This is a genomic window from Nocardia sp. NBC_01499 (assembly GCF_045040275.1).
Classification (GTDB): Bacteria; Actinomycetota; Actinomycetes; order Mycobacteriales; family Mycobacteriaceae; genus Nocardia.
On the sequence record NZ_CP109426.1, the window covers coordinates 6,223,761 to 6,247,416 of the forward strand.

The window sequence follows — 23,656 nt, forward strand, 5'->3', positions numbered from 1 at the left end:
ATACAAGTCAACTTACGATATCCAGTCGCCGAGAGTGCTGGCTGTACTATTCGCGCATGGCCCTGTCACCTGCGGTTGCACGCTGGGAGCTGGCACTTCGTCTGCGGCAGCGGCGGTTGGAGTTAGGTTTCGGCGCCGCCTCGATTACCAAAGCCCTGGATGTATCGCCTGCGTACTGGTCGCACATCGAGAACGAACGCAACTTGCTGCCCAAGGGCAAGCTCGAGCAGCTGTTGGACATCCTGGAGATCGACGACAGTGAGCAGAACGAGCTGATGGAGCTGCGAGAGGCGGCCAGAGGGCGTGGGTGGTGGACGAAGTACACGGCGCTGTTCGGCGACCTCCTGCTCCGCTATTACGGTCTGGAATCCGGGGCGCAGACAATCCGCACATACGAAAGTGTGCTGATGCCAGGTCTTTTGCAGGGCGAGGAATACATCCGAGCGCTGATGGTGTCCCAGGTGGCGACGGTTCCGGCGGTGGAGGTCGACCAGCGCGTCGAGGTTCGGTTGCGCAGGCAACAGCGTCTGGATGGCGATGGTCGCGTCCAACTGACCGTAGTGATCGGCGAGGCGGCGCTTGCCCAGCAGATCGGGGGTCCAGAGGTTCTCTATCGGCAGCTGTGCCACTTGACCGAAGTCATCCGAACACATCCGGACAACGTTGACCTTCGGGTGATTCCGTTCGTTTCCACCGGAACTATCTTGGCTGGCTCCACATTTCATTTGCTCGACTTCGCGAGTCCCCGACTCCCAACGCTCGCATGGCATGAATCGGCTGTGTTCGGCGAACTCTATGTTGACGACATGGACAGGAAAGAGACGCATGTCCGCGACCTTCGGTTCCTGTACGACCGTGCAAGGTCGCTAGCCCTGGGTCGGGAACAGTCGTTGGACTTGATCGAGAGTTCGGCAGCTCGGCTAAAGTCGTCGTTGTGAGTTCTGCCGATTATGTCTCCACCAGCACGGGCTGGTTCAAGTCCTCGCATTCCGGCGACTCCCAGACTTGCGTCGAGGTGCGATTCGACCGCGATCGAGTTCTGGTGCGGGACAGCAAGTACCAAGGGGCAGTCGCTTCCCGACCTACCCTCGCGTTCAACACCTCCGACTGGTCCGCGTTCATCGCCACCCTCTGACGGCCCACGCTGAGCAATACCTAGCGGCAGCGGACACGCGGGGCTGAGGTCTCGTTCCCAGCTGATTCCCAGCTGAACTGGGGCGACCCTCGAGGTCGGCCGAGCAAGCTGAACTCGTCGGAATTCCTAGCCTTTCTCCCGACAACTCACCTGGTGGGCCCACTGCCCCGGCCCACCACCCCGCCGGTCGGCGGCGCTGGTCCCTCGCCCGCGCCGCCGACCGTCCACTTCTCACCAACGGGACCCTCCGCCACCATGTCCCACTCGCCGTCTGGGTCTGCGCCGAGCGGGACATAGTGGCGGGAAAGTGCGAGTAACTCCGCCACTATGTCCCGTTGGTGAGAGGTTCAGATCTGGGCTTCGTGGGCGTGCGTGGAGGGCCCGTTCGGGTCGCCGAGCGGGACATGGCGGCGCCGAACTCCAAGTCTCTCCGCCATCATGTGCCGCTCGCCGTCCGGGCCTGCGCTGAGCGGGACATAAGTGGTCGAAAAGTGTGAGTGGGGCCGTCATCATGTCCCGTTGGGCGTGGTGCGGGCGGGGGTTCCTAGGGGACTCTCAGGTGCGGTGGGGGGAAGTGTTCAGGTGGGGAAGGGAGGGTGGGGGTGTCGAGCCTTGGTGGATCGGCTGCCCCGGTCCACCCTTCCCCGCGGTCGGCGGCGTTACTCCTGGCGCCGCCGGCCGCATACTTCTGGCTAGCCGGCCAGCAGGTGGAGGAAGTGGGTTACCTCGGCTTGGATGGCGGCTCGGGCGGGGGTCAGGTATTTGCGGGGGTCGGAGAGGGTGTGGGTGGTGGCGAGGGTGGTGCGGATGGCCTCGGTCATCAGGACGTTGAGGCGGGTGGCGATGTTGACCTTGGTGATGCCGTGTTCGACCGCGGCGCGCAGGCCGTCGTCGGGGACGCCGGAGGAGCCGTGCAGGACCAGCGGGACGGGGACCTTGGCGGCGAGGTGGGCGATGAGGTCGTTGTCGAGGGTGGCGGTGCGGGTGTGCATGGCGTGCGAGGAGCCGACGGCTACGGCCAGGGCGTCGACGCCGGTGCTTGCGACGAACTCGACGGCTTCGTCGGGGTCGGTTCGGACGCCGGGCGCGTGGGCGCCGTCTTTGCCGCCGACCTCGCCGAGTTCGGCTTCGACGTGCACGTCGCGATCGTGGCACCAGCGGGTGATGTCGGCGGTGGTGGCGACGTTGGCGGCATAGTCGAGGGTTGAGCCGTCGTACATGACCGAGCGGATGCCGAGATCGACTGCGGCGCGGACCAATTCGGGGCTGGTCGCGTGGTCTAGGTGGACGGCGATGTCGGCGGTGCTGTCCGCCGCGATCCGCAGGCAGGCAAGCGCAAGCGGGGCCAGATTGCCGTGGTAACTCGCGGTATTCTCCGAAAGCTGTAGTACGACAGGCCGTTTCGCCGACTCCGCAGCCGCCGCGATGGCCTCGGCATGCTCCAAGGTGATCACATTGAACGCACCGAGCCCACCCGGTCTCGCGGCAGTGATCAAGTCGGAAACGGGCGTCAACGGCATAGGTACATCTCCTGAGAGTTCAAACATGCCCGCCTGCTCGACAGGCACGGTCGGGGCAACGAACGGGTACGAATTCGTCATGGGCGTCGGCGATGGTGCGCCCGCGAATTCGGACGCCAGCGCTTCCTCGGAGCCGATCGTGCCTGCGACGCCGGTGCGGCGGGTCAGGGTGGTGCGGCGGAGCGTTGGCGTCCGGTTCACGGGGCGGATTCTTGGCGGGTGGGTAGGTCTAGTCGGATGACGCGGACGGTGGGGGCGATGCGGGAGCGCAGGCAGCGATCGATCTCGCCCGCGACGGGGATAACCACGGCGGCGGCCGAGGTGGCGACGGCGTCGGTGAGGATGGCGGGCCAGTCGGGGACCGCGTCCTCGGTGAGCGCGGCGATTACCGCGGCGGTGGCGGAATCGCCTGCACCGGTGGGGTTTCCGGCCAGTGGCTCGGGCATGGTGGCGAACCAGGCGCCATCGGCGGTAACGGCGACCATGCCGTCGGCGCCGCGGGTGGCGATGACGGCGCGGACACCGCTCTCGATCAGGGGGTAGGCGGCGGTGACGACCTCGTCGGCGGTGGCGGGCTTGATGCCGGTGAGCCGGTGCAGCTCATCGCCGTTGGGCATGAGGATGATGCCGGGGATCTGGGCGGCCAGGCGCAGCGCCTCGCCGTCGACATCGCAGATGGTCGGCACGTCGGCGGCGATGGCGGTGCGGGCGATCTCGGCGGGCAGGGTCGACGCGATACCGCCTGGCAGTGATCCAGAGATGACGAGGCCGTCGATATCAGGCAGCATGCCTGCGACGCGCACGGCAAGCTGTTCGGCGGCGTGCGGGTTGGAGACGCGGGCGCCCGGCTCCCACAGGGCGGTCGCGGTGCCGTCCTCGGATTCGCTGATCACCACCGTGCGCCGGACCCAGGGCAGCGCGTGCACGAAGTCGACCGGCATCTCCAGCTCGGCGGCGGCCGCGAAGGCGTGGTCGGAGAAACCCGTTGCCCTGGCGTACTTTCCGAGCTGATTCAACACCCTGGTGACGTTGATGCCCTTGCCGCCGATGCGCTGTTCGACCGAGCGGACCCGATGTGCCTGACCGCGTTCGAAGTGCTCGACGCGATAGGTCATGTCGTAGGCGGGGTTCATCGTCACGGTGAGGATCACGACAACCACTGTCCTCGCCTGAGCACCCGGCGCAACTGGACATTCTCCCCGACGATCAGTAGGTCGGCGAAATATCCCGTGCGCAGGTCACCCACCTCGGCCAGCCCGAGGGCCGCCGCCGGGGTCGACGTCGCCGCCAGCACCGCGTCGGCCAGCGAAACGCCGGACTCGCGGACCGCTCGTGCCACGCCATCGAGCAGCGTGCTCACGCCGCCCGCGATCGAACCGTTCGCGATCCTGGCGACCCCCTGCCGCACCGTGACGGACTGCGGACCGAGCTGATATTCGCCGTCCGACAGCCCCGCCGCCTGCATGGCATCGGTGATCAGCGCGACCCGACCGGACGCGGCCGCGAAAACCAGCGCCGCGAAACCGGGGTCGACATGCACACCGTCCCCGATCAGCTCGACCGTCGCGTGCCCGGCCGCCGCGGCGACCAGACCCGCCCCGACCGGACCGGGATCACGATGATGCAGCGGCGCCATGCCATTCGCCAGATGGGTGACCAAACTACCGAACCCGGTGGGCCGCAACGCTTTCAGGAACGCGGAGTAGTCGGCGTTACTGTGCCCCAGCGAAACAACCACGCCGTGTTCGGTAAGTCGTTGCGCGACGGCGTCATAACCGGCTCGCTCCGGAGCCAGTGTCATCACCCGCAGGTGTCCACCTCCGGCGGCGAGCAGCTGGTCGGTCAGCTCGAGATCGGGATCGCGCAAGAACCGTGGATCCTGCGCCCCGCACCGCGCCTCCGACAGAAACGGCCCCTCGGCATGAATGCCGCCGATCAGCCCTTCCGTCGCCAGCTCCCGCAACACGGCGGTCTGCCCGACCATGTCCGCCGCGGCCGCGGTAACAATGCTCGCGACGACCGTCGTGGTCCCGCTCGCATGATGAAACTCCGCGGCGGCCCGCGCTTCCGCCGCATCGACGGTATCGAACCGATGCCCGAACCCGCCGTGATTATGAATGTCGACCAGCCCGGGCAGCAGCGTGCCCGCGAAGGGGGGTTCCGGCGAATTCGGATGCGCCGCAACCCATTCCGCGAACGGCAGCACAGCACTGATCCGATCACCCACGACCGTGACAACACCGTCGTCCAGCTGAGCGGTCGCCGAGACGACGCGCCCGCGAACGACCAATTCGGTCACCATACGAGCAACTCCTCTCGACCGAGTTCGGGCATGGCCACCCGTCCGGCCGACACCGCGTCAGCGCATAAGACCCCGATCACGCGAGCGCTCCTTGCCTGGCGAAGAGCGCGGCCCCCGTCAAACCGGCGCGTGCGCCGAATTCGCCGAGCACCACGTGCGGAGCGGGAACCAGCCGAAGCCGCTTGGCGATGGCTTGGTGCAGTGGCTCGGTCAGTGCGGCGCCAGCGCCCGCGAGTCCGCCGCCGAGGATGATCAGTTCGGGGCAGGCGGCGTGCACGATGCCGATGAGGCCGTCGGCGAGGGCTTCGACCGCGTCGTCGAGCACGGCCGCCGCGTCGGGGTCGGTCTCGACACGGGCGAATACTTCTGCGGCGCCGTCGATTTCGTGGCCGGTGCGGCGGGTGTACGCGCGGGCGATCGACGCACCGGACGCGACGGTTTCGACGCAGCCGATGTTGCCGCACGGGCAGGGCAGGCCGTTCGCGCGGACCGGGATGTGACCGTATTCGCCGACCTGGCCGTAGCTGCTGCGCACCAAACGCCCGCCGACGGACAGGGTGCCGGAGATGCCGGTGCCGAGGATGACCACGCAGACGTTGTCGTAACCGCGTCCGGCGCCGAAGCGCCATTCGGCCCAACCCGCCACGGCGACATCGTGTTCGATCAGTACCGGCACACCCCAGCGATCGAGGAACCGGTCGCCGATCTTGAAGTCGCGCCAGCCGATATTGCTACTGAACACGGCGATCGAACGAACGGCGTCCACGATGCCGGGCAGCACAACGGCGGCCCGGCCTACCCGGGCGCGCTGCTCCTCGGTCAGCTCGGCGAGCAGTTGATCACCGAGTGCCCCCATCACCTCGAACGCCGCGTCGCCCTGCGGCGTCACGACGGTGCCGACGGCGAGCACCGTGCCCGCGGCATCGGTGATCTCACCTTTGATGGTGGTGCCGCCGACATCGAGCCCGAGCACGAGTGCGTCCTCGGCCAACGCGTCCGGCTGCGGCAATACCGCAGCCGAACGCGTCGCTGTGCCGCCGCGGTGAGCCGCCGCGGCCGACCCGGCAGTCCCGGCCGCGGGCCGGGCGGCACTGGTCGAGGACACCTCGTTCGCCACTCCCATACTTCGCACAGTAGTTCCCGATGCGTTGAGCAGCGCGGTTCCAGGTAAAGCTGCGGCTGGGTCGAGTTTCACCGGGCCGGTCCGATCACTGGTCGAGGACGACCGAGCGATTGAGCCCACGCGGGTGGTCGGGGTCGAGTCCGAGGTCGGCCGCGCGCAGCACACAGAGCTGGTGGACGCGCAGCAGATCGGCCATCGGGTCGATGTCGCGGTGCTCGAAGTTGGCACCGGTGCTCGCGATATCGGTGGCGAAGTTCGGGACGAGCGGACCGAAGGCCCACACCGTGCGACCCGGCGCGGAGATGGCGATCGGACCGTGCCGGTACTCGGTGGCCAGGTAGGACTCGGTCCAGGACTGGCAGGATTCGCGCAGCTTGAGGCCGGATTCCTCGGCGATGGCGGCGGCGAAGCCCATGCCGACGAAGCTGATCTGCTCGGCGTTGCGGACCTCGGCCAGCGATACGGCCGGATCCTCGGCGAGCACCTTGCGGCCCTGTTCGATGACCGGGGCGAGGTCTTCGCCGAGGTGCCAGCGCAGGATCGCCAGGGCGGTGGTGGCGAAGCGGGTCTGCACCACCGACTGCTCGTCGACCTCGTCGATCAGGATCGGGTCGCCGAGCTCGAGCACAGGGGTGCCTGGACTGGAGCAGATGACGGTGCGTGGAATGTGTGCTGGGATGTCCCGCATGGCATTGACCACCTCGGTGGTCGTGCCTGACCGGCAGATCACCAGGTAGCGGTCGTATTCGCGACCGGAGCGGACCTCGCTGGCCGGCCAGGCGTCGGTCAGACCGTGGCCAGCGCCCTCGCGCAATGCCGCGATCGCTTTGGACATGAACAGGGAAGTGCCGCAACCGATCACGGCGACTCGCTCGCCCTTGTGGGGGAGGATGTCGCGATGTTCGGCAGCGATCGTTTCGGCGCGCGCCCAGTCATCAGGCTGGGTGGCGACCTCGTTGGCCAGATGGGTGACGGGCGTGGTTTCGGCGGAGATCGGCACAACAACAGAATCCGCCCGGTGATCGTTCATGTCAAATTTACGAGCGAATCGGTCACATATGATCAAACTTGGGTCTATGTTGATAGTCGGTCGATCAGTTCGATCCCATCATCGGCTGTCCAGTGGCGCCCGGTGTGCAAATTTGAAAGGTTCTACTCGTGAAAAGACCACTCCACGGCGTGCTTGCGGGGGTCGCGATGGTCACCGGCCTTGCGCTGGCGATCTCGTCCTGTGGGTTCGGCTCGAAAGATAACGCCGACTCCGACACCACGATCAACTTCTTAGCCCCGGCCTACAGTGACGGGGCCAACGGTACGAAGGCGCTGTGGGACGGGATCATCGCGGACTTCCAGAAGCAGAACCCCGATATCAAGGTGAACCTGCAGATCGAGTCCTGGAACTCGATCAACGACGTGGTGCGTACCAAGCTCCAGTCGAAATCGACCACGCCGGACATCCTCAATATCGATGCTTACGCCAGCTTCGCCAGCGACGGACAGCTCTACCCTGCCTCCGAAGTCGTCTCCCCGCAGGTGCTTTCGGACATTCAGCCCGGTTTCGCGAAGAACGCGTCGCTGAACGGCACCCAGTTCGCGCTGCCGCTGTTCGCCTCGACGCGCACCTTGTTCTACAACACCGACCTGTTCGCCAAGGCTGGCGTCACCGCGCCGCCGAAGACCTGGGCCGAGCTCACCGACACGGCCAAGAAGATCCAGGCGCTCGGCGGTGGCGTCTCCGGCTACGGTCTGCCGCTCGGCAGCGAGGAAGCGCAGGGCGAGACGTCCATCTGGACCTTCGGTGCGGGCGGCCAGTGGGCCGACGGTGACAAGCTCACCATCGACACCCCGGCGAACCTCGACGGCGTGCGCGCGATGCGTGAGATCGCCGATGCCGGTGTCACCCAGCCGAATCCGGGCGCGACCGACCGCAAGGACGTCATCAACGCGTTCATCCAGGGCAAGATCGGCATGATCGAGGGCCTGCCCCCGAACATCAGCCAGATCACCGCGAAGAACCCCGGTCTGAAGTACTCGACCGCGCCGACGCCGACCAAGTCAGGCACCCCGGTGACGCTCGGCGTGGCCGATCACCTGATGGCGTTCAAGAAAGACGGCAAGAAGACGGACTCGATCAAGAAGTTCCTCGACTTCTTCTACGGCGCCGACGTCTACTCGAAGTTCGTCTCGACCGAGGGCTTCATCCCGATCACCAACACCGCGGCCGCCAAGCTGGCCTCGGACCCGGTGACCAAGGCCTTCGGTTCGACCCTCGCGGTGGCCAAGTTCTACCCGAGCAACAACCCGAAATGGGCTGCGGCGCAAGGCGCCATCCGCCAGCAGATCGGCACCATCGCCCAGGGCACCGACCCGGCCCAGGTCTTGCAGCGCATTCAGGAAGCCGCGAAATAGCGTGCGACGGAAAGGAACTCTGGCGGCGATACCGTGGATCGGGCCCGCGCTGGTCTTGATCGCGGCTATCGTCGCCTTTCCCGCCTGCTACATGGTGTGGACGAGCACCAGGGATCTGAACGCCTACGGTCAAGACCGAGGCGCGGCGGGCCTGGCGAACTTCCGCACCCTGTTCGGGATCTCCGAGCTGGGATCCGTTCTGGCACATACGGTGATCTGGGTTGTCGCCGTTGTGCTGATCACCCTGGTGCTCTCGGCGGCACTCGCCCAATTCCTCAACAAGGATTTCCCAGGCCGCACCGCGGTGCGGATGGCGATCCTGGTGCCGTGGGCGGCCTCGGTCGTGATGACGACGACGATCTTCTACTACATGCTCGATCCCGACGTCGGCATCGCCAACCGCTTCCTGGTCGATATCGGCCTGCTCGACCGGGGTTACGGCTTCACCAAGCAGCCGACGCCCGCGTTCCTTGTGGCGATCGGTGTCGCGGTGTTCGTCTCGATCCCGTTCACCACCTACACGATTCTGGCTGGGCTGCAATCGATTCCGGCTGAGATCAGTGAGGCGGGCCGGGTCGACGGCGCGAGTTCGTGGCAGCGCTACCGCTTTCTCACGCTGCCGCAGCTGCGTCCGGCCATCGCGGTGGCGACGATCATCAACATCATCAACTCGTTCAACTCGTTGCCGATTCTGCAGGTGATCACCGGCAGCATCGCGGGTTTCCAGGCCGACACCACAACCACGTTGATGTTCAAGCTGATTCGGCAGAATCAGCAGGTCGACACGGCCGCGGCGATGAGCGTGCTGAACTTCGTGCTGATCATCGTCATCATCGCGATCTACGTGAAGGTGATCCGGCCGACTCAGGAGGTCGACGGATGACCGCGGCGGATATCGCGCACCTCGAGAAGGTCACCGGTGCGGTGAAAGCCGGTGACTCGGCTGAGCGTTCCGGTACTCGAACGAAGCGGCGTCGCTGGGAACTGACCGCGGTCGGCGTCGTGCTGGCCGTGCTTTTCCTGCTGCCGTTCATCGTGATGGTGCTCGGATCGCTGAAGAGCCGTGCCGAAATCCTGCGCATCCCACCGACATACCTCCCTGAGACGTGGCATCCGGACAACTACGCCACCATGTGGAGCACACCGGAAACGCCGCTGCCGTTCAATCTGGCGAGCACGGTGATCATTTCGGTGTGCGCCACGGTGCTCGTGCTGCTCGTCGCCATTCCGGCCGCGTATTACACGGCGCGGCACAAGTTTCCGGGTCGCGCGGTGTTCCTCGGCCTGGTGCTGATCACCCAGATGTTGCAGCCGACCGTGCTGGTGACCGGTCTGATCCGGGAGTTCTTCGCGCTCGGCATCAACGACACCTGGCTGGCGATGATCCTGGTGAACGCGGCGTTCAACCTGTCGTTCGCGGTGTGGATTCTGCACAGCTTCTTCGCCTCCATTCCGGTGGAGATCGAGGAGGCCGCGATGCTGGACGGGCTGAGTCGCTGGCAGATCCTGGTCAGGGTGAGCCTGCCGCTGGTGTGGCCCGGCATCGTCACCGCGACGATCTTCGTCATTGTCTCCTGCTGGAACGAGTTCGCCGCCAGCCTGGTGGTGCTGACCACCCCCGAGAATCAGCCGCTGTCGGTGGCGCTGACCAAGTTCATCGGTCAGTACGACACCTCGTGGCAATACGTGTTCGCTATATCCACGGTCGGCATCATCCCGGTCGTGATCCTGTTCGCCTTCATCGAAAAGCGCCTCGTCGCGGGTCTTACCGCGGGCAGCGTCAAGTAAGTCGCCCCGGCGGGTGGTGTGCCACACCACCCGCCGTTTGGCGCGTTGTGAACCGACACACGGTCTGAGTCTGGACATCTCACCGGTTATCTGAAAATATCCCTTACCAGTATCGGTAACGAGCGGTAACGGGAAGGCACTTCGATGAGCGTGCGCAATGGTGGGCGCGTCGTCGTCCTCGGCGTCATCGCGCTGATGGCGGCGTGGACGGCACTTGGTTCGGGGCAGGCGGCGCCGGAAGAGCAGCAGGGTGTTCGGATCGAACCGGCACCCGCGCTCACCCTGCCACCTGAACTCGATGACTTCTACAAACCGGCGGCGGGGGTGGTCGCCGCGGCACAGCCAGGCGAGATCCTGCGCGCGCGGGCGATCTATCCGGCGTTCATGGGCATCCTGCAGCTGAATGTCGATGCGTGGCAATTGCTTTACCGCACCACCAACAGTCACGGTGAGCCGATCTCGACGGTCACCACGATCCTGAAGCCGCGTGGCCCCGCGCCAGCGGGCGGGTCGAAGCTGCTGTCGTATCAGATCGCCGAGGACAGCGTCGCGCAATACTGTGCCCCGTCGTATGTGGCCCAATCCGGCGCCATCCCAGTCGATTACGTGAACGCGGCGGAGACGCTGATCCCGATCGCGGCGGGGCTCGGACAGGGCTGGACGGTCGCGATGCCCGACTATCAGGGCCCGAATTCGGCGTACGGCGCCTCGCGGATGAACGCGCAGGCGACCCTCGACGGTATTCGTGCCGCGGAGAACTTCGCGCCCGCGCAGCTGAGTGGGCCGCAGACACCGGCGGCGCTGTGGGGTTATTCGGGCGGGACGATTCCGTCGGCCTTCGTCCCGGAGATCAAGCAGAGCTACGCGCCCGAACTGAGTATCGTCGGCATCGCGGCGGGCGGTGTCGCGGCGGGCGACTACGCCGGGGTGGTGCGGCACAACAATGGCGGCGTCTATGCCGGGCTCATCTCGGCCGCGATCGTCGGTATCTCGACCGAATACCCGGAAATGCAACGGGTGATGCGCGAACGGGTCGATCCCCTCGGGCAATTCGTCATGGCGTCGAAGAAGGTGCTGTGCCATCCGCAGGGCGCCATCCTGTTCCCCGGATTCAACTACTTCGGCACTTTCCAGGGCGGTGATCCGTTATCGCTGCCGGAGATTCGGGAAGCGATCGCGGATAACTCACTCGGACAGCAGAAGCCGACCGTGCCGATCTACTTCTATCACGCGCAGAATGATGAGCTCATTCCGATCGCGGGCACCGACGCGACAGTGCGGAAGTATTGCGGCGAGGGCGCGCCGAGCGTGACCTATGTTCGGGAATTCGCCGCCGAACATATCTCCGGTGTCCTCTCGCATCTGCCCGGCGCGTTCTATTGGCTGAAGGATCGGCTCAACGGTGTCGCCGCACCCGCTGGTTGCTCGATTACCAGTCCGGTGAGCACGGTCGGGGAACCGCAGTTCGGACAGGCCTTGTCGGAGATTCTGCCGCCCATGGCGCAGGCCCTCGTCGGCTATGCCATCGGCCAGCACCAGTAGTCGTCGTTCCCGGCGCGGACCGATGTCCGTGCCGGGGTCGCGGCGGGTCAGCGGGTAGCATCGAACGGTGGCACGGCGGGAAGAAGAATCGAAGGATGGTCGCAGCTACGGCGGGCTGTCGCGGGAACAACGGGTGGCGCAGCGGCGGACCCGATTGATCGATGCCGCCCTCGAATTGTTCGGGACCCAGGGGTACGCGGCCACTTCCATCGAGCGCCTGTGCGCGGTCGCTAATGTTTCCACGCGCAGTTTCTACGAAGATATGGGCAGCCGTGAGGCTTTGCTGATCGCGCTGGTCAACCGGACCACCTCGCACGCGGTCGAGCGGGCATTGGAGGCATTGGCGAAAACCGAGAACGATCCGCTGTCCACGAGAGTGGTCGAGGGCTTCCGCGCTTATCTCTCGGTGACCTGTGCGGATCATCGATCGGCCAGGGTCTGTTATGTCGAAGTGGTCGGTGTGAGCCAGGCGGTCGAAGAGTGGCGCAGAGATCAGCGGCGCCTGCTCTCCTCATTGATCATCAGCGAAGCCGAACGCGGTGTCGAGCGTGGCGAGGCAAAGCCGCGGCGTTTCGATCTTTTCGCGCTCGCGGTGATCGGCGCGGTGAACTCGCTCGCCCAGGAATTGGTGCAGAGCACGCTGCCCGATTCGGTGATCAGCGTGGACGAAATATGCGAAGAGATCGCGTATTTCGTGAATTCCGGGCTCGCCCTCACCTGATCTGAAACTCAGGTAACTGGCTGAAGGTTCGGCTAGATCAATCATCTGAAAAGATATCTTGCCGAATTGGAGTGAATCTCCTACAGTCGAGTCGACGCCCTTGTTCGAGGGCGTCGACGATTCTCTGGACGGAGTGTTCATGTCCTCCATCGGAAGTGCCGTTCGCGCGCTGGTGGTCAATCTGCATTCGGTGGGCGTGCTGCAACGCGCCGGTGTGCTCAACCTGCTCGCACCGGCCGACCTGGTCCGGGCTTCGCGTGCGGTCCGTCAGTTCGGCGGCATCGCCGGGCCGGTGCGGATGTCGGCACGGCGGGAGCCCGACCGGGTGGCGGTGATCGATGAGCTCGGGCCGCTCACCTACCGAGAGCTAGAGGCGCGCGGTAACGCGCTGGCCCGCGGCTTCACCGCGCTCGGCATCGGGCCGGGCGACACCGTCGCCGCGCTTATCCGGGACCGGCGCGAATTGGTGGACACCATGCTCGCCGCCGCGAAGATCGGTGCGCGGCTGGTGTTGCTCAATACCGGGTTCGCCGGACCGCAGCTGGCCGATGTGGCGGCGCGCGAAGGCGTGCATGTCGTGGTGTACGACCAGGAATTCACCGACCTGCTGCAGGTGTTGCCGTCGGAGGTCCGACGGGTGCTCGCCGTGCACGACGGCATCGGGGTCGACGGCATCGCGACCGTCGCCGAACTGATCGCGGCCAACGACACGGCCGAGCTGGCGCCGCCACCGCGGCAGGGCGGCTTCGTGCTGCTGACCGGCGGGACCACCGGGACGCCGAAAGGTGTACCGCGCGAGGTCAAGTCACCGCTCGCGGCGGCCGCGCTACTGGAGCGGATTCCGTTGCGCCGCAATCAGACCCTGGTGCTGGCCGCCCCGCTGTTTCACGGCACCGCGCTGAACCAGTTCATCCTGGCGCTGTCGCTGGCCTCGACGGTGGTGCTGCGCAGGCGATTCGACGCCGAGGCGACCCTGGCCGACGTCGCCGATCATCAGGCGCAGGTGCTCGTCCTCGTACCGACGATGCTGCGTCGAATACTCGACCTCGGCCCAGGGGTCGTGGCCGAGTACAACACCGACAGTCTGCGTATCGTTTTCAGTGCTGGCTCGGCACTGCCTGCCGCACTGGGTGATTCGGCCACCGAGGTGTTCGGCGACGTGCTCTACAACTTCTACGGCTCGACCGAGGTTGGCGTCGCCGCCATTGCCACGCCCGAGGATTGGCGGGCGGCGTCCGGGACGGTCGGCAGGCCACCGACGGTGTGTACGGTCCGGCTCTACGACGCGGACGGCGCGGTGGTCACCGAACCGGGCGGGCGCGGCACCATTTACGTGCGCAGCCTGCTGTCGTTCGCCGGGTACTCCGGCGGCGGCAACAAGGACAGCATCGACGGCTTGCTGTCCACCGGCGATGTGGGGCACTGGGATTCGGGCGGACGGCTGTTCATCGACGGACGCGACGACGACATGATCGTCTCCGGCGGCGAGAACGTCTTTCCCGGCGAGGTCGAGGAGTTGCTGTACGCCCATCCGGCCATCGCCGAGGCGGCGATCGTCGCGGTGCCCGACGACGAATTCGGCCAGCGGCTCGCGGCTTTCGTGGTGCGGCATCCCGATCAAGAGTTGGACGCCGACGCGGTCCGCGCCCACGTGAAGGCGAATCTGGCCCGGTTCAAGGTGCCGCGCGATGTCACCTTCGTCGATGAGCTCCCGCGCACCAGCACCGGAAAACTGTTGCGGCGAGACCTCACCGCGAACTGATCGAAATCGTCTGGGACACGGTGTAGACATCCTTCGATTCATCTGAAAATATAACTGACCAATATGGCCGGTCGTAACCGTCGATACCTCGGCGGTCGACGCCGACGTCGAACCGGAAAACGATCGTGAGCAGGTGCAACCGTCGCTCACGGGATCGATGGGTGATCAATGATGATCGATAGTTGGCCGAAAGGGCATGTCGCGCACCGCAAGCGGCACGGACTAGCCGTGGCCTCGACCGTGGCCCGAGTCGTGGTCGCCCTCGGCGTGCTCGCGGTGTCCTCGGTGCTGCCGATGGCCACCCCGTTCGCGCTCGCGGATCCGTTGTCCACCAGCGAGTTTCCGAAGGCCGACGCCCGTACCGGATTACCCGAGGGGTGGAATCCGGGGCCCGAGCGCTACGGCGTCGGCGAACAGAAGAACGTCGAACTGCCGATGGCGGACGGCGTGGTGCTGCGCGCGGACGTTCGGTATCCGACCGCCGCCTCCGGTGCACCGGCAACCGGCCCGTTCCCGATCATGTTGACCCAGACGGCATACGGCAAGGACAGCGCCGGTTTCGTGCGGCTGCTGTCCTACGACGGACTCGGCCCCATGCTGCAGAACGCACTGCCGAGCGTCATCGACGTGGCCAAGCAGATCAGCGACGCGGCGGGCTATGGCGACTACTTCGTCAAGCGCGGCTACATCAGCGTGATCGTCGACATTCGCGGCACCGGATCGTCGGGCGGCCAGTGGAGCATCTTGCAACCGCAGGAACGGGAGGACTCCAAGCGGGTGATCCACTGGGCCGCCGGGCTGCCGAACTCGACCGGCGAGATCGGCCTGTGGGGTTTGTCGTACCTCGGGATGAGCGAACTCTTCACCGCCGGTGTGCTGGAACCGAATTCGCCGGTCAAGGCGCTGTTCCCGCTGATGCCAGGCAACCACGCGTTCCAGGATCTGCTCGACCACGACGGGTTCTACAACACCGCCTTCCTTGCCTCCATGCTGCAATTCCCGATCACCCTGCTGCCACAGCTCGATCCGATCCTCGGGTTGTTTCGGGAGCCGGACAAGATGGCCAGCGTGTTCGTCGACCACCTGATCTCACACTTCCGCGCGGACGGCACCTGGAACTCGGTATTCAACGCGCTGCTCGACGGCGACAAGGCGTACAACGGCCCGTACTGGGAGTCGCGCGCGATCGACAATGTGGTGGAACAGATTGCGGCGAACGGCATTCCGACCTACCTGATCGGCGGCCAGTACGACCTGCTGCAGGACGGCACCCCGCGCACCTTCGCCGGATTGCAGAACGCCTTCGCCGGACGCTCGCACAATGGGCCGATGCCCGCGGACGCGCCGTCCAGCGGCCGCTTCCAAATGCTCACCGGCCCTTGGTTTCACGTGCAGCCCGGCGTGCAGCGCAATACCGATATCGATATGCACGCCATCGAGTTGGCCTGGTTCGATCGGTGGTTGAAGGACGACCGCAACGGCATCGACGAGACGAAGACGCCGCTGCACGCGATCGACGTGAATGGCAACGTGATCGAGAGCGCCACCTATCCGATGCGCGAAACTCGCACGCAGAACCTGTATCTGGAGGCCGGTGGCCGACTGACGCCGGATCATCCGGTGGCGCAGTCGGGTTCGGATCGGGTGACGTTCAGCCCGGTCAATGGCGGCACCATCTGCAACTCCTCGTTCTCCCGCAACTTCTCCGGGGTGTACGAGCTGCTCACCACCATGGCCGGCGTCGACGACCCCTGCGCACAGTTCCCCGCCCATCCGGATGTGCCTGGGCTGCTGGACAATCCGCAGTACACCACCGATGCCTTCACCGAGCCGACCGTGCTCGGCGGTCCGATCGGCGCCACCCTGTTCGCCACTTCGAGCACGCCCGCCTCGGCGTTCAGCGTGACTGTGCAGGACATCGCGCCGGACGGCACGGCCATCGCGTTGACCGACGGCCAGCTCGCCGGAAACTTCCGCGCGCTGGACGAGGACCGGACGTGGCGGTCCAAGGACGGCAGTGTGCTCGGCGCGTTCCATCCCGGCACGAGGGAGTCGATGCTGCCGGTGGTCCCCGGGCAGGTGACCGAGTACAACGTCAAGGTCCGCCCGGCCTTCCACGTCTTCCAGCCCGGCCACCGGTTGCAGGTCACGATCGGCTCCGGTGACGCGCCGACCCACATCTTCAACCCGAAGGACTATCCGGTGCTGCTCGGTGGCGTCTACGACATCCAGCGCACCGAAGCGGCGGCCTCGTTCCTCACGATTCCGCTGGCCGCGGCGTCCGCCACGCACCGCTGAGGCGGTGCCCGGCTTGGCATTGCCGTACCGGAATCTCTACGTTCGGCAGCGTGCCTGTGATCAGATGGTTGGCGTGCCACGTATAACAGCAGGTCGGGTCCGGGCGGGTGTGCGATGACCGGACCGACCGACCGACCGCAGCGGTGGAACCGGCTGCTCGAACTGCTCGCCGAATCCGGCAGGCTCTCGGTGGAGGAGGCCGCCGAGCGGCTCGGCGTGTCCTCGGCGACCGTGCGTCGCGACTTCACCGCGCTCGCCGAACAACAGCTGGCGACCAGAACACACGGCGGCGTGGTCGCGACCTCGGTCGCCTACGACCTGCCCGCCCGCTACCGGCAGACCGGCGGTGAGGCGAAGACCCGCATCGCGGAACATGCTGCGTCCCTGGTGGATCCGCGCGCGGTCATCGCGATGAACGGCGGCACGACCACCACCGCGGTGGCGCGGGCGCTGGCCGGGCGGACCGATCTCGGGATGACCGGCGACGAGCAGCTGACCATCGTCACCAACGCGCTCAATATCGCGGGGGAGATGGTGCTGCGCCCGCATATGCGCACCGTCGTGCTCGGCGGCGTCGCGCGCCGCGAATCCTACGAACTGCACGGCCCCCTCGCTGAACGCGCGCTTGCCGAACTGCGCCTTGACGAGCTGATCCTCGGCGTGAACGCGATCTCCGCCGAGGGCGGCGCGCAGTGCAGGCATATCGATGAGGCCGGGGTCACCACCGAGATGGTGCGGCGTTCCGGGCACGTGCTGGTCGTCGCCACGGCCGACAAGCTGGAGCGCACCGCACTGGCCCGCATCTGCAGCATCGAGCAGGTGCACGTGCTCGTCACCGATACCGACGCGGACCCGGCGGCGGTCGCCGCGATTCGCGCGACCGGGGTCCGGGTCGACGTGGTGTAGCGCGATTGATGCCGTCGCCCTGTTTGAAGGCGGCCGCGCCGGGCATGTTCGAGGCCATGACCACTGAACCCGGTACGACCTCATCCGATGACGCCGAAGTGGACCGTGACGACGCTGACCAGCAGGACGACTCGTCTTCCACCGAAGATCAGGCGTCGGATATGGACTACGAGGGCGATACGCCCAACTAGTAGTCGTGACTCCCGCAGCCCGGTAGGTCGTCGGTGGCCTGCCGGGCTGTGCTGTTTCTCGGGTAGGTCGATCGGCGGTGTTCACCCATTGACCGGGTCACGGTGTCTCACTACTCTGAGTGGGACAGCACGTCCCATGTAAGTGTGTAGGCAAGGTGAGCCCGCTATGGCCGATGTCGATTCCGCTGATCCCGCCGTTGATTCGAAGCTGCACCCGCCCCGTTGGGCGCCGACGTTCATCCGCTGGCACAGCACGCCCGTGACCTGGTGGCAGTCGGTGCGGTTGTCGCTGGGAATCCTGCCAAGGGTGCGTGATCACACCGTGCTCGACTATGTGACCAACTTCCCCGGCCAGGACGACGTGCTCGTCGCCAGGGTGCCGTTCGCGAAGTTCGTCATCGTGCGTAGCCCGGAGTTGGCCCGGCACGTGCTGGTGACCAATCAGAACAACTACACGAAGAGTCCGGATTACGACATGCTCGCGGTGGCCTTCGGGCGCGGGCTGGTGACCGATCTGAATGATGAACTGTGGCAGCGTAATCGGCGGTTGGTGCAGCCGATCTTCGCCAAGCGCAACGTGGATGGGTTCGCGCCGGTGATGGTCGAGGCCGCCAGGGATGCCGTCGCGCGGATTCGGGAGCTGTCGGCCGATGGTGGTGTTGTCGATGTCAACGCCGAAATGAACCGGCTCACTTTGGATGTCACGTCGCGGACGATGTTCGGCACCGATATCACCGGGCCGATGTCGGAGGTGGTGCTCTACCGGTTGTTGCGGTTCTTCGGACGCGGCTTCATGACGAACCTCAGCCATCCGCTGCATCACGTCGCGACCTGGCTGCACAAACGCGGGCGTCATCGCGACGATGCCGGGAATTCGCGGCTGCCGATGCGGGTCATGCGGGCCGCGGGGTGGGTGATCGAGCCGCGCAGCATGCGGGATCTGCGGCACGCCGAGGGCGTGGTGGACGGGCTGATCGCCGATCATCGCGCGGGGCGGATCACTCGCAAGGACAATCTGCTCGCCGCGCTGATCGATGCCTCCGATCCCGAAACCGGTTACAAATACACCGATCAGGAGATCCACGACGAGCTGATGACGTTCATCGGCGCTGGTATGGAAACCACCGCGACCGCGCTTGCCTGGGTGTGGCAGATGCTGTCCGAGCATCCCGAGGCCCGCGAGCGACTGCGCGACGAGGTGCGCTCGGTGCTCGGCTCGCGTCCGGCCACCGCCGCCGACCTCGATCGGCTGCCGTGGACGCAGGCCGTTGTCGCCGAGACCATGCGGGTGTTGCCGCCGGTGGTCGGGCTGGCCAGGACGGCGAAAGAAGCGGACGCGCTTGGCGGTTACCTGATCAAGCCGGGTACCACGGTGATCACGCTGATCCATGGTTCGCACCACAATCAGCGGGTCTGGGATCGCCCGGACGAGTTCGATCCGAGTCGATACCTGCCGGAAAACGTTGAGCGCGAACACAAGCGGGCCACCATGCCGTTCGGTGCCGGCAAAAGAATGTGTGTCGCTTCGGGATTCGCGAACATGGAGGCCGCGCTCGTGGTCGCCACCTTCGCTCAGCAGCTGCAATTCGACGCGGTGTCGGATCAGCGGGTGCGACGGCAGATCTCGTTCACCGGTGGTCCGGACGGGCCGCTGCCGATGCGGCCTCGGTTCCTGCCGGAACTGGAGCGCGCGGACACCGCCGTATAGTCGGATCCGTGAAACCGCCCGCCCACATGCGCAGCCATCGCAGGCGCTCGGGCGGACAGCGGTGGGATGAACACAATTCGACCAGGCAGGCGCAGATCCTCGAGGCGGCCGTCGCGCTGATCGAGGAGAACGGCCCCACCGCCGAGATATCGATCCAGCAGATCGCCGAGCGAGCCGGACTGGCCCGCTCGGTGGTCTACCGGCAGTTCGACAATCGGGAAGACCTGGACGCCAAGGTTCGCGAGTACATCCTGGATCACTATGTGGCCGAGGTGGAGTCGCTGCTCGTGCTCGATCCGGCCAAGACCGCCGAAGAGCTGTTCCACGAGGTGATGCGCCGGGTGGTGAGCTGGGCGTCGGAACATCCCCATCTCTACCGGTTCGGACAGCACGGGCCGGTACACGGGCATTCGACCGAGGAAACCAGCCTCAGCATCGGCAGGCACCGGGTCGCGGAGACGCTGTGGCAACAGTTTTCGTCATGGACCGGCATGCTCGCCATCGACGTAGAACCGTATCGCCCGCTCGTCTACGGACTCGTCGGCCTGGTGGAAGGCATTGTCACGCAGTACATCGGCACCCCCGAAGCCCAACGCCCCGACCAGGAAACCATCGCCCGCATGCTCACCTCCTCCGCCTGGCACCTCTTCGCGGGCCACGCCGCCGACCGCGGCTACCACTTCGACCGATCCGCCAACATCGCCGAAACCCTCGCCAAGCTCTTCGCCGACGCCGCCGCCCAGCAAGACTGAAAGCGCCACTCGCCCAGGCGAATCCCGCACCTAGGCGGTTGATCGAGTCGTCGTCCTGCTCGACGGACTACGCGTCAGGGCGTTGCAGACACCGGTACGGCGTCGGGTGTGACCGCCGGGCGAATGCTTCGCATCCAGACTACGAAGCCCCAGGCTACGAAGCCCGCGTAGACGAAATACAAAGTTGCCGAAGGGTAATAGCCGGCTTTTACCAGTAGGGGGATGCCGACGATGTCGACGGCGATCCAGATGAGCCAGAACTCGGCTAGGCCGCGGGCCATGCCGTAGGTGGCCAGTACGGAGCCGGTGAAGATCCAGGCCTCGGCCCACGGGCCGTAGGAGCCGATGAGCGCGAAGAGCTGGGCGAAGGCGGCCGTGCCGACGAGCATGGCCGCGACGAGGATGAGGCGTTCGCGATTGCTCGCCCAGCGCGGCTCGACACCGCGGTGTTCCAGGCCGGTCTCGTTGGCGTGGCGATGCCAGCTCCACCAGCCGTAGACGCTGACCGCGATGAACATCAGCTGGCGTCCGGCTTGACCGGCCATGTTCAGGTGTTGCGGGGTGTTGAAGACGCCGCCGACGAACACGGTGAACAGCAGGGCGTTCCCGGCGATGCCGATCGGCCACGCCCAGACCCGCCGTCGCATGCCGCCAAGCGCGGAGGCGAGGCCGAAACCGTTGCCGATCACCTCGCGCCAGAGGATCTCCGAGCCTGCGATGTGCAGCTTGGCGTCGAGCAGCGAGACGATCGGGTTCACCTGTTGTGCAACCAGCGCGCCTGCCGATGTCATCCATCGAGGCGATTTCGGCTCGGGGCGATCGAAAATCCGGTGTGCACGCGGGTTCGCGTAACGATTGCGAAATCTGGGGTCGCGATTCGCAATATCTGTGCAACGGAGCCCTTCTAGGGTGACGGTCATGAGCACGGAGAGCAGTACCGGGGGGACCGGAATTCACATCGGCGGGTTGACGAAAACCTTCCGGGTCGGCCGGAAGACAGTGGAGGCACTCGACTCCGTCGACCTGCACACCGAACAGGGCACCTTCCTGTCGTTACTCGGCCCGTCCGGCTGCGGCAAGTCGACCGTCCTGCGCATCCTCGCCGGACTGGAGACGCCGAGCGCGGGCAAGACGCTCATCGACGGCCAGACGCCCGCCGAGCTGGTCCGCCGTCACGAACTCGGCATCGCGTTCCAGGACTCGGCGCTGCTGCCGTGGCGCTCGGTGGAGTCGAATATCAAGCTGCCGTTGCAGGTGGCGGGCCTCACGCCGGACCCGGCGCTGATCGAGGACCTGATCCAGCTGGTCGGGCTGGAGGGCTTCGAGAAGGCCAAGCCCGCCCAGCTGTCGGGTGGCATGCGCCAGCGCGTCTCGATCGCGAGGGCGCTGGTGGTGAAGCCGACCGTGCTGCTGCTCGACGAGCCGTTCGGCGCGCTGGACGACATGACCAGGCAGCGGCTCAACCTGGAACTGCTGCGGATCTGGACGGAGAAACCCGCGACAACGCTGATGGTCACGCACGGCATCGCCGAGGCGGTATTCCTCTCCGATGTGGTCGCGGTGATGAGTCCGCGACCGGGCCGGGTGCTGGAACTGGTCGAGATCGATCTGCCGCGCCCGCGCACCCCGGAGATGATGCGCACCCCCGAATTCCACAAGTTGCACGACTACCTGTCGGAGCTGCTGTTCGGGAAGTCCGGCACCGGCGGCGCACTCAGCGCCGACGCCGGGAAGTCGACCGGCAGCGCGGTGCAGGCATGAGTGGACAGCGACCGGCCCGCTGCCAGTGGCAGGCCAGGCCGGGTTGGCAGCGGGTGCGTCCCTACGGGCGGCCGATGCGGTCGGTCGCGATCTGCGTCCGGCGTGGTCAGGGAGGCCGGGCATGAAGCGGATCGGCGGATTGCTCGGCGTCGCCGGGCTGATCGGGGTGTGGTGGCTGCTCGCCGCGCTCGGTGTCGCTGGCGGCACCGTGCCGAGTCCGTGGACCGTGCTGCACACCATGTACACCGACGGGTGGGGGCTCTACGGCCCCAACTTCCGGATCACCGCGCTCGGCGCGCTGAAGGGGTTCCTGTGGGGCAACGGGATGGCCATCGCGTTGGCGATCCTGATCATGCTGATTCCGCAGATCGAATCGCTCGCCACGCAGCTGGCGATCCTGAGTTACTGCACGCCGCTGCTCGCGCTCGGGCCGATCATCCTGGTCGTGTTCGGCGGGCGCACCCCGACGGTGTTCCTTGCCGCGATGTACTGCTTCTTCACCACCATGGTCGGCACCGTGACCGGATTGCGCTCGGCGGATAGCACAAGCCTGGATCTGGTGCGTGCCTACGGCGGCGGGCGCTGGCAACAGCTGTACCGGGTGCAGTTGATCTCGGCGCTGCCGAATACGTTCGCGGCGTTGAAGATCGCGGCACCCTCGGCGGTGCTCGGTGCGATCATCGGCGAGTACCTCGGCGGCGTCGACAGCGGCATCGGTGTCGCACTGACCGCCGCCCAGACGGCCTACAACGTGCCGCGCACGTGGGGGATGGCGCTGGCCGCCGCGGCACTGGCCGGTCTCGGCTACGCGGTCGTCGCGCTGGCCGCCCGCCTCGTCGCCCCCTGGACTACGCAGGCGGCGCGATGACGAAACAGCCTGGTGTGCAAGGTTTTATGGGCGGCGCGGAGGAGGGGCGATGAAGGTTGTGTTGCGGATCGGGAAGTTCTTGTTCCCGTTGTTCACCTCGCTGCTGCTGATGCTGTTGATCTGGTACGTCTTCCTGAAGGCGTTTCCACAGGTCGGGCCGCGGGTGGGGAAGTCGCCGGAAGACATCTGGCGCTATCTGGTGACCTCGCCCGGCGCCAGTGCCGCGCGTGCGGGGATCATCGACGATCTGCAGATCACGTTGCGGGACGCGGCAATCGGGTTCGGGCTCGGCATGCTGGCCGCGCTGGTGGTCGCCGCGTTGTTCGTGTCGTTCGCCGCGGTGGAACAGACCTTCCTGCCGGTGGCGATGCTGCTGCGCTCGGTGCCGCTTGTCGTGCTCGCCCCGATCATCGTGCTGGTGTTCGGTCGCGGGCTCGGCGGTGTCGCGGTGCTCGCCGGGATCGTGGTGTTCTTCCCGGCGCTGGTGATGGTCATGGCGGGGTTGCGCAACGCGCCACGGGAGGCGCTCGACCTGGTCGCCGCGTACGGCGGGTCCACCTGGACCGGGCTGCGGATGGTCGCGGTGCCCGCCGCGCTGCCCTCGGTCTTCGCGGCGGCCCGGATCTCGGTGCCCGGCGCGCTGATCGGTGCGCTGCTCGGCGAATGGCTCGGCAGCGGAACGGGGTTGGGCGCCAGCCTGATTCGGGCCATCCCGACGTTCCAGTACAACCAGCTGTGGTCATCGATCGTCATCGTCACGATCGTGTCGGTATTGCTCTACGCGATCGTCGGCGTGATCGAGAATCTGGTGTTGGCCAGGTTCGGCGCCGAGGCGGGTAGGTCGTGAAATTCAAGCAAATCAATATCCGG

Annotated in this window: 23 protein-coding genes; 16 read left to right on the plus strand and 7 right to left on the minus strand. The window is 66.1% G+C overall.

All coding sequences use genetic code 11. The annotated features are described in order from the left end of the window. Positions 1-56: 56 nt before the first annotated feature. Positions 57-938, plus strand: a complete 882-nt coding sequence (locus tag OG203_RS28445) for a DUF5753 domain-containing protein (protein ID WP_405160324.1) — start codon at positions 57-59, stop codon at positions 936-938. Further along, a complete protein-coding gene (locus OG203_RS28450) occupies positions 935-1,135 on the plus strand; it encodes a DUF397 domain-containing protein (protein WP_405160325.1) in 201 nt (66 codons plus the stop codon). Before OG203_RS28445 ends, OG203_RS28450 begins: the two co-directional genes overlap by 4 nt. A gap of 146 nt (positions 1,136-1,281) precedes the next feature. Here OG203_RS28450 and OG203_RS28455 read toward each other — a convergent pair whose 3' ends face one another. The 6 genes from OG203_RS28455 to OG203_RS28480 all read right to left on the minus strand — a co-directional run bounded on the left by OG203_RS28455 (position 1,282) and on the right by OG203_RS28480 (position 7,110). Then, positions 1,282-1,461, minus strand: a complete 180-nt coding sequence (locus OG203_RS28455; RefSeq protein WP_405160326.1) for a hypothetical protein — start codon at positions 1,459-1,461, stop codon at positions 1,282-1,284. Between the two features lie 366 nt (positions 1,462-1,827). After that, positions 1,828-2,655 carry a class II fructose-bisphosphate aldolase gene (locus OG203_RS28460; protein ID WP_405168033.1) on the minus strand — a complete coding sequence of 276 codons (828 nt, stop codon included), beginning with the start codon at positions 2,653-2,655 and terminating at the stop codon, positions 1,828-1,830. A 197-nt stretch (positions 2,656-2,852) separates the two neighbouring features. Beyond that, positions 2,853-3,806 (minus strand): 1-phosphofructokinase, encoded by a 954-nt coding sequence (locus tag OG203_RS28465; RefSeq protein ID WP_405160327.1) that lies wholly within the window; start codon positions 3,804-3,806, stop codon positions 2,853-2,855. Next, positions 3,803-4,957, minus strand: coding sequence for an N-acetylglucosamine-6-phosphate deacetylase (nagA, locus tag OG203_RS28470; protein ID WP_405160328.1), 1,155 nt, complete (start codon positions 4,955-4,957; stop codon positions 3,803-3,805). Before nagA ends, OG203_RS28465 begins: the two co-directional genes overlap by 4 nt. 76 nt (positions 4,958-5,033) lie before the next feature. Beyond that, positions 5,034-6,080: an ROK family protein gene (locus OG203_RS28475; protein ID WP_405160329.1), complete on the minus strand. Its 1,047-nt coding sequence runs from the start codon at positions 6,078-6,080 to the stop codon at positions 5,034-5,036. 85 nt (positions 6,081-6,165) lie between these two features. Further along, the gene (locus OG203_RS28480) at positions 6,166-7,110 is read right to left on the minus strand and encodes an SIS domain-containing protein (protein ID WP_405160330.1); all 945 of its coding nucleotides are present in this window, start codon (positions 7,108-7,110) and stop codon (positions 6,166-6,168) included. A gap of 128 nt (positions 7,111-7,238) precedes the next feature. Between OG203_RS28480 and OG203_RS28485 the strand changes: the two genes are divergently transcribed. The 11 genes from OG203_RS28485 to OG203_RS28535 all read left to right on the plus strand — a co-directional run bounded on the left by OG203_RS28485 (position 7,239) and on the right by OG203_RS28535 (position 20,157). After that, positions 7,239-8,489, plus strand: coding sequence for an extracellular solute-binding protein (locus OG203_RS28485; protein WP_405160331.1), 1,251 nt, complete (start codon positions 7,239-7,241; stop codon positions 8,487-8,489). A gap of 1 nt (position 8,490) precedes the next feature. Continuing rightward, complete coding sequence (locus OG203_RS28490; RefSeq protein WP_405160332.1) at positions 8,491-9,372, plus strand: carbohydrate ABC transporter permease; 882 nt, start codon at positions 8,491-8,493, stop codon at positions 9,370-9,372. Then, the gene (locus tag OG203_RS28495; RefSeq protein WP_405160333.1) at positions 9,369-10,277 is read left to right on the plus strand and encodes a carbohydrate ABC transporter permease; all 909 of its coding nucleotides are present in this window, start codon (positions 9,369-9,371) and stop codon (positions 10,275-10,277) included. Before OG203_RS28490 ends, OG203_RS28495 begins: the two co-directional genes overlap by 4 nt. 144 nt (positions 10,278-10,421) lie before the next feature. Then, a complete protein-coding gene (locus tag OG203_RS28500; RefSeq protein ID WP_405160334.1) occupies positions 10,422-11,819 on the plus strand; it encodes a lipase family protein in 1,398 nt (465 codons plus the stop codon). A 67-nt stretch (positions 11,820-11,886) separates the two neighbouring features. Further along, positions 11,887-12,540: a TetR/AcrR family transcriptional regulator gene (locus tag OG203_RS28505; protein ID WP_405160335.1), complete on the plus strand. Its 654-nt coding sequence runs from the start codon at positions 11,887-11,889 to the stop codon at positions 12,538-12,540. Positions 12,541-12,679: 139 nt separating this feature from the next. Further along, on the plus strand, positions 12,680-14,302 hold the full coding sequence (locus tag OG203_RS28510) for an AMP-binding protein (RefSeq protein ID WP_405160336.1): 1,623 nt from the start codon (positions 12,680-12,682) through the stop codon (positions 14,300-14,302). Between the two features lie 168 nt (positions 14,303-14,470). Beyond that, a complete protein-coding gene (locus tag OG203_RS28515) occupies positions 14,471-16,600 on the plus strand; it encodes a CocE/NonD family hydrolase (RefSeq protein ID WP_405160337.1) in 2,130 nt (709 codons plus the stop codon). Between the two features lie 114 nt (positions 16,601-16,714). Continuing rightward, positions 16,715-17,506, plus strand: a complete 792-nt coding sequence (locus tag OG203_RS28520) for a DeoR/GlpR family DNA-binding transcription regulator (RefSeq protein WP_405160338.1) — start codon at positions 16,715-16,717, stop codon at positions 17,504-17,506. 56 nt (positions 17,507-17,562) lie between these two features. Next, positions 17,563-17,697, plus strand: a complete 135-nt coding sequence (locus tag OG203_RS28525) for a hypothetical protein (RefSeq protein WP_405160339.1) — start codon at positions 17,563-17,565, stop codon at positions 17,695-17,697. A 166-nt stretch (positions 17,698-17,863) separates the two neighbouring features. Beyond that, entirely contained in the window at positions 17,864-19,405 is a 1,542-nt protein-coding gene (locus OG203_RS28530; protein WP_405160340.1) for a cytochrome P450, read from the plus strand. An 8-nt stretch (positions 19,406-19,413) separates the two neighbouring features. Beyond that, positions 19,414-20,157, plus strand: a complete 744-nt coding sequence (locus tag OG203_RS28535; protein ID WP_405160341.1) for a TetR/AcrR family transcriptional regulator — start codon at positions 19,414-19,416, stop codon at positions 20,155-20,157. A 74-nt stretch (positions 20,158-20,231) separates the two neighbouring features. On the opposite strand, the gene pnuC is transcribed toward OG203_RS28535, so the two are convergent. Next, complete coding sequence (gene pnuC, locus OG203_RS28540) at positions 20,232-20,948, minus strand: nicotinamide riboside transporter PnuC (protein ID WP_405160342.1); 717 nt, start codon at positions 20,946-20,948, stop codon at positions 20,232-20,234. A 127-nt stretch (positions 20,949-21,075) separates the two neighbouring features. On the opposite strand from pnuC, the gene OG203_RS28545 reads away from it, so the two are divergent. The 3 genes from OG203_RS28545 to OG203_RS28555 all read left to right on the plus strand — a co-directional run bounded on the left by OG203_RS28545 (position 21,076) and on the right by OG203_RS28555 (position 23,633). After that, positions 21,076-21,918 carry an ABC transporter ATP-binding protein gene (locus OG203_RS28545; protein WP_405160343.1) on the plus strand — a complete coding sequence of 281 codons (843 nt, stop codon included), beginning with the start codon at positions 21,076-21,078 and terminating at the stop codon, positions 21,916-21,918. 121 nt (positions 21,919-22,039) lie between these two features. Next, positions 22,040-22,786 (plus strand): ABC transporter permease, encoded by a 747-nt coding sequence (locus OG203_RS28550; protein ID WP_405160344.1) that lies wholly within the window; start codon positions 22,040-22,042, stop codon positions 22,784-22,786. Between the two features lie 49 nt (positions 22,787-22,835). Then, positions 22,836-23,633: an ABC transporter permease gene (locus tag OG203_RS28555; RefSeq protein ID WP_405160345.1), complete on the plus strand. Its 798-nt coding sequence runs from the start codon at positions 22,836-22,838 to the stop codon at positions 23,631-23,633. Positions 23,634-23,656: the final 23 nt, after the last annotated feature.

What these genes read in the sequence shown, in the direction of transcription:
- OG203_RS28445 (WP_405160324.1), top strand. Translation starts at nt 57, where the DNA reads ATGGCCCTGTCACCTGCGGTTGCACGCTGGGAGCTGGCACTTCGTCTG.
- OG203_RS28460 (WP_405168033.1), bottom strand. Translation starts at nt 2,655, where the DNA reads ATGCCGTTGACGCCCGTTTCCGACTTGATCACTGCCGCGAGACCGGGT.
- nagA (WP_405160328.1), bottom strand. Translation starts at nt 4,957, where the DNA reads ATGGTGACCGAATTGGTCGTTCGCGGGCGCGTCGTCTCGGCGACCGCT.
- OG203_RS28475 (WP_405160329.1), bottom strand. Translation starts at nt 6,080, where the DNA reads ATGGGAGTGGCGAACGAGGTGTCCTCGACCAGTGCCGCCCGGCCCGCG.
- OG203_RS28480 (WP_405160330.1), bottom strand. Translation starts at nt 7,110, where the DNA reads ATGAACGATCACCGGGCGGATTCTGTTGTTGTGCCGATCTCCGCCGAA.
- OG203_RS28495 (WP_405160333.1), top strand. Translation starts at nt 9,369, where the DNA reads ATGACCGCGGCGGATATCGCGCACCTCGAGAAGGTCACCGGTGCGGTG.
- OG203_RS28500 (WP_405160334.1), top strand. Translation starts at nt 10,422, where the DNA reads ATGAGCGTGCGCAATGGTGGGCGCGTCGTCGTCCTCGGCGTCATCGCG.
- OG203_RS28510 (WP_405160336.1), top strand. Translation starts at nt 12,680, where the DNA reads ATGTCCTCCATCGGAAGTGCCGTTCGCGCGCTGGTGGTCAATCTGCAT.
- OG203_RS28515 (WP_405160337.1), top strand. Translation starts at nt 14,471, where the DNA reads ATGATGATCGATAGTTGGCCGAAAGGGCATGTCGCGCACCGCAAGCGG.
- OG203_RS28520 (WP_405160338.1), top strand. Translation starts at nt 16,715, where the DNA reads ATGACCGGACCGACCGACCGACCGCAGCGGTGGAACCGGCTGCTCGAA.
- OG203_RS28525 (WP_405160339.1), top strand. Translation starts at nt 17,563, where the DNA reads ATGACCACTGAACCCGGTACGACCTCATCCGATGACGCCGAAGTGGAC.
- OG203_RS28530 (WP_405160340.1), top strand. Translation starts at nt 17,864, where the DNA reads ATGGCCGATGTCGATTCCGCTGATCCCGCCGTTGATTCGAAGCTGCAC.
- pnuC (WP_405160342.1), bottom strand. Translation starts at nt 20,948, where the DNA reads ATGACATCGGCAGGCGCGCTGGTTGCACAACAGGTGAACCCGATCGTC.
- OG203_RS28545 (WP_405160343.1), top strand. Translation starts at nt 21,076, where the DNA reads ATGAGCACGGAGAGCAGTACCGGGGGGACCGGAATTCACATCGGCGGG.
- OG203_RS28550 (WP_405160344.1), top strand. Translation starts at nt 22,040, where the DNA reads ATGAAGCGGATCGGCGGATTGCTCGGCGTCGCCGGGCTGATCGGGGTG.
- OG203_RS28555 (WP_405160345.1), top strand. Translation starts at nt 22,836, where the DNA reads ATGAAGGTTGTGTTGCGGATCGGGAAGTTCTTGTTCCCGTTGTTCACC.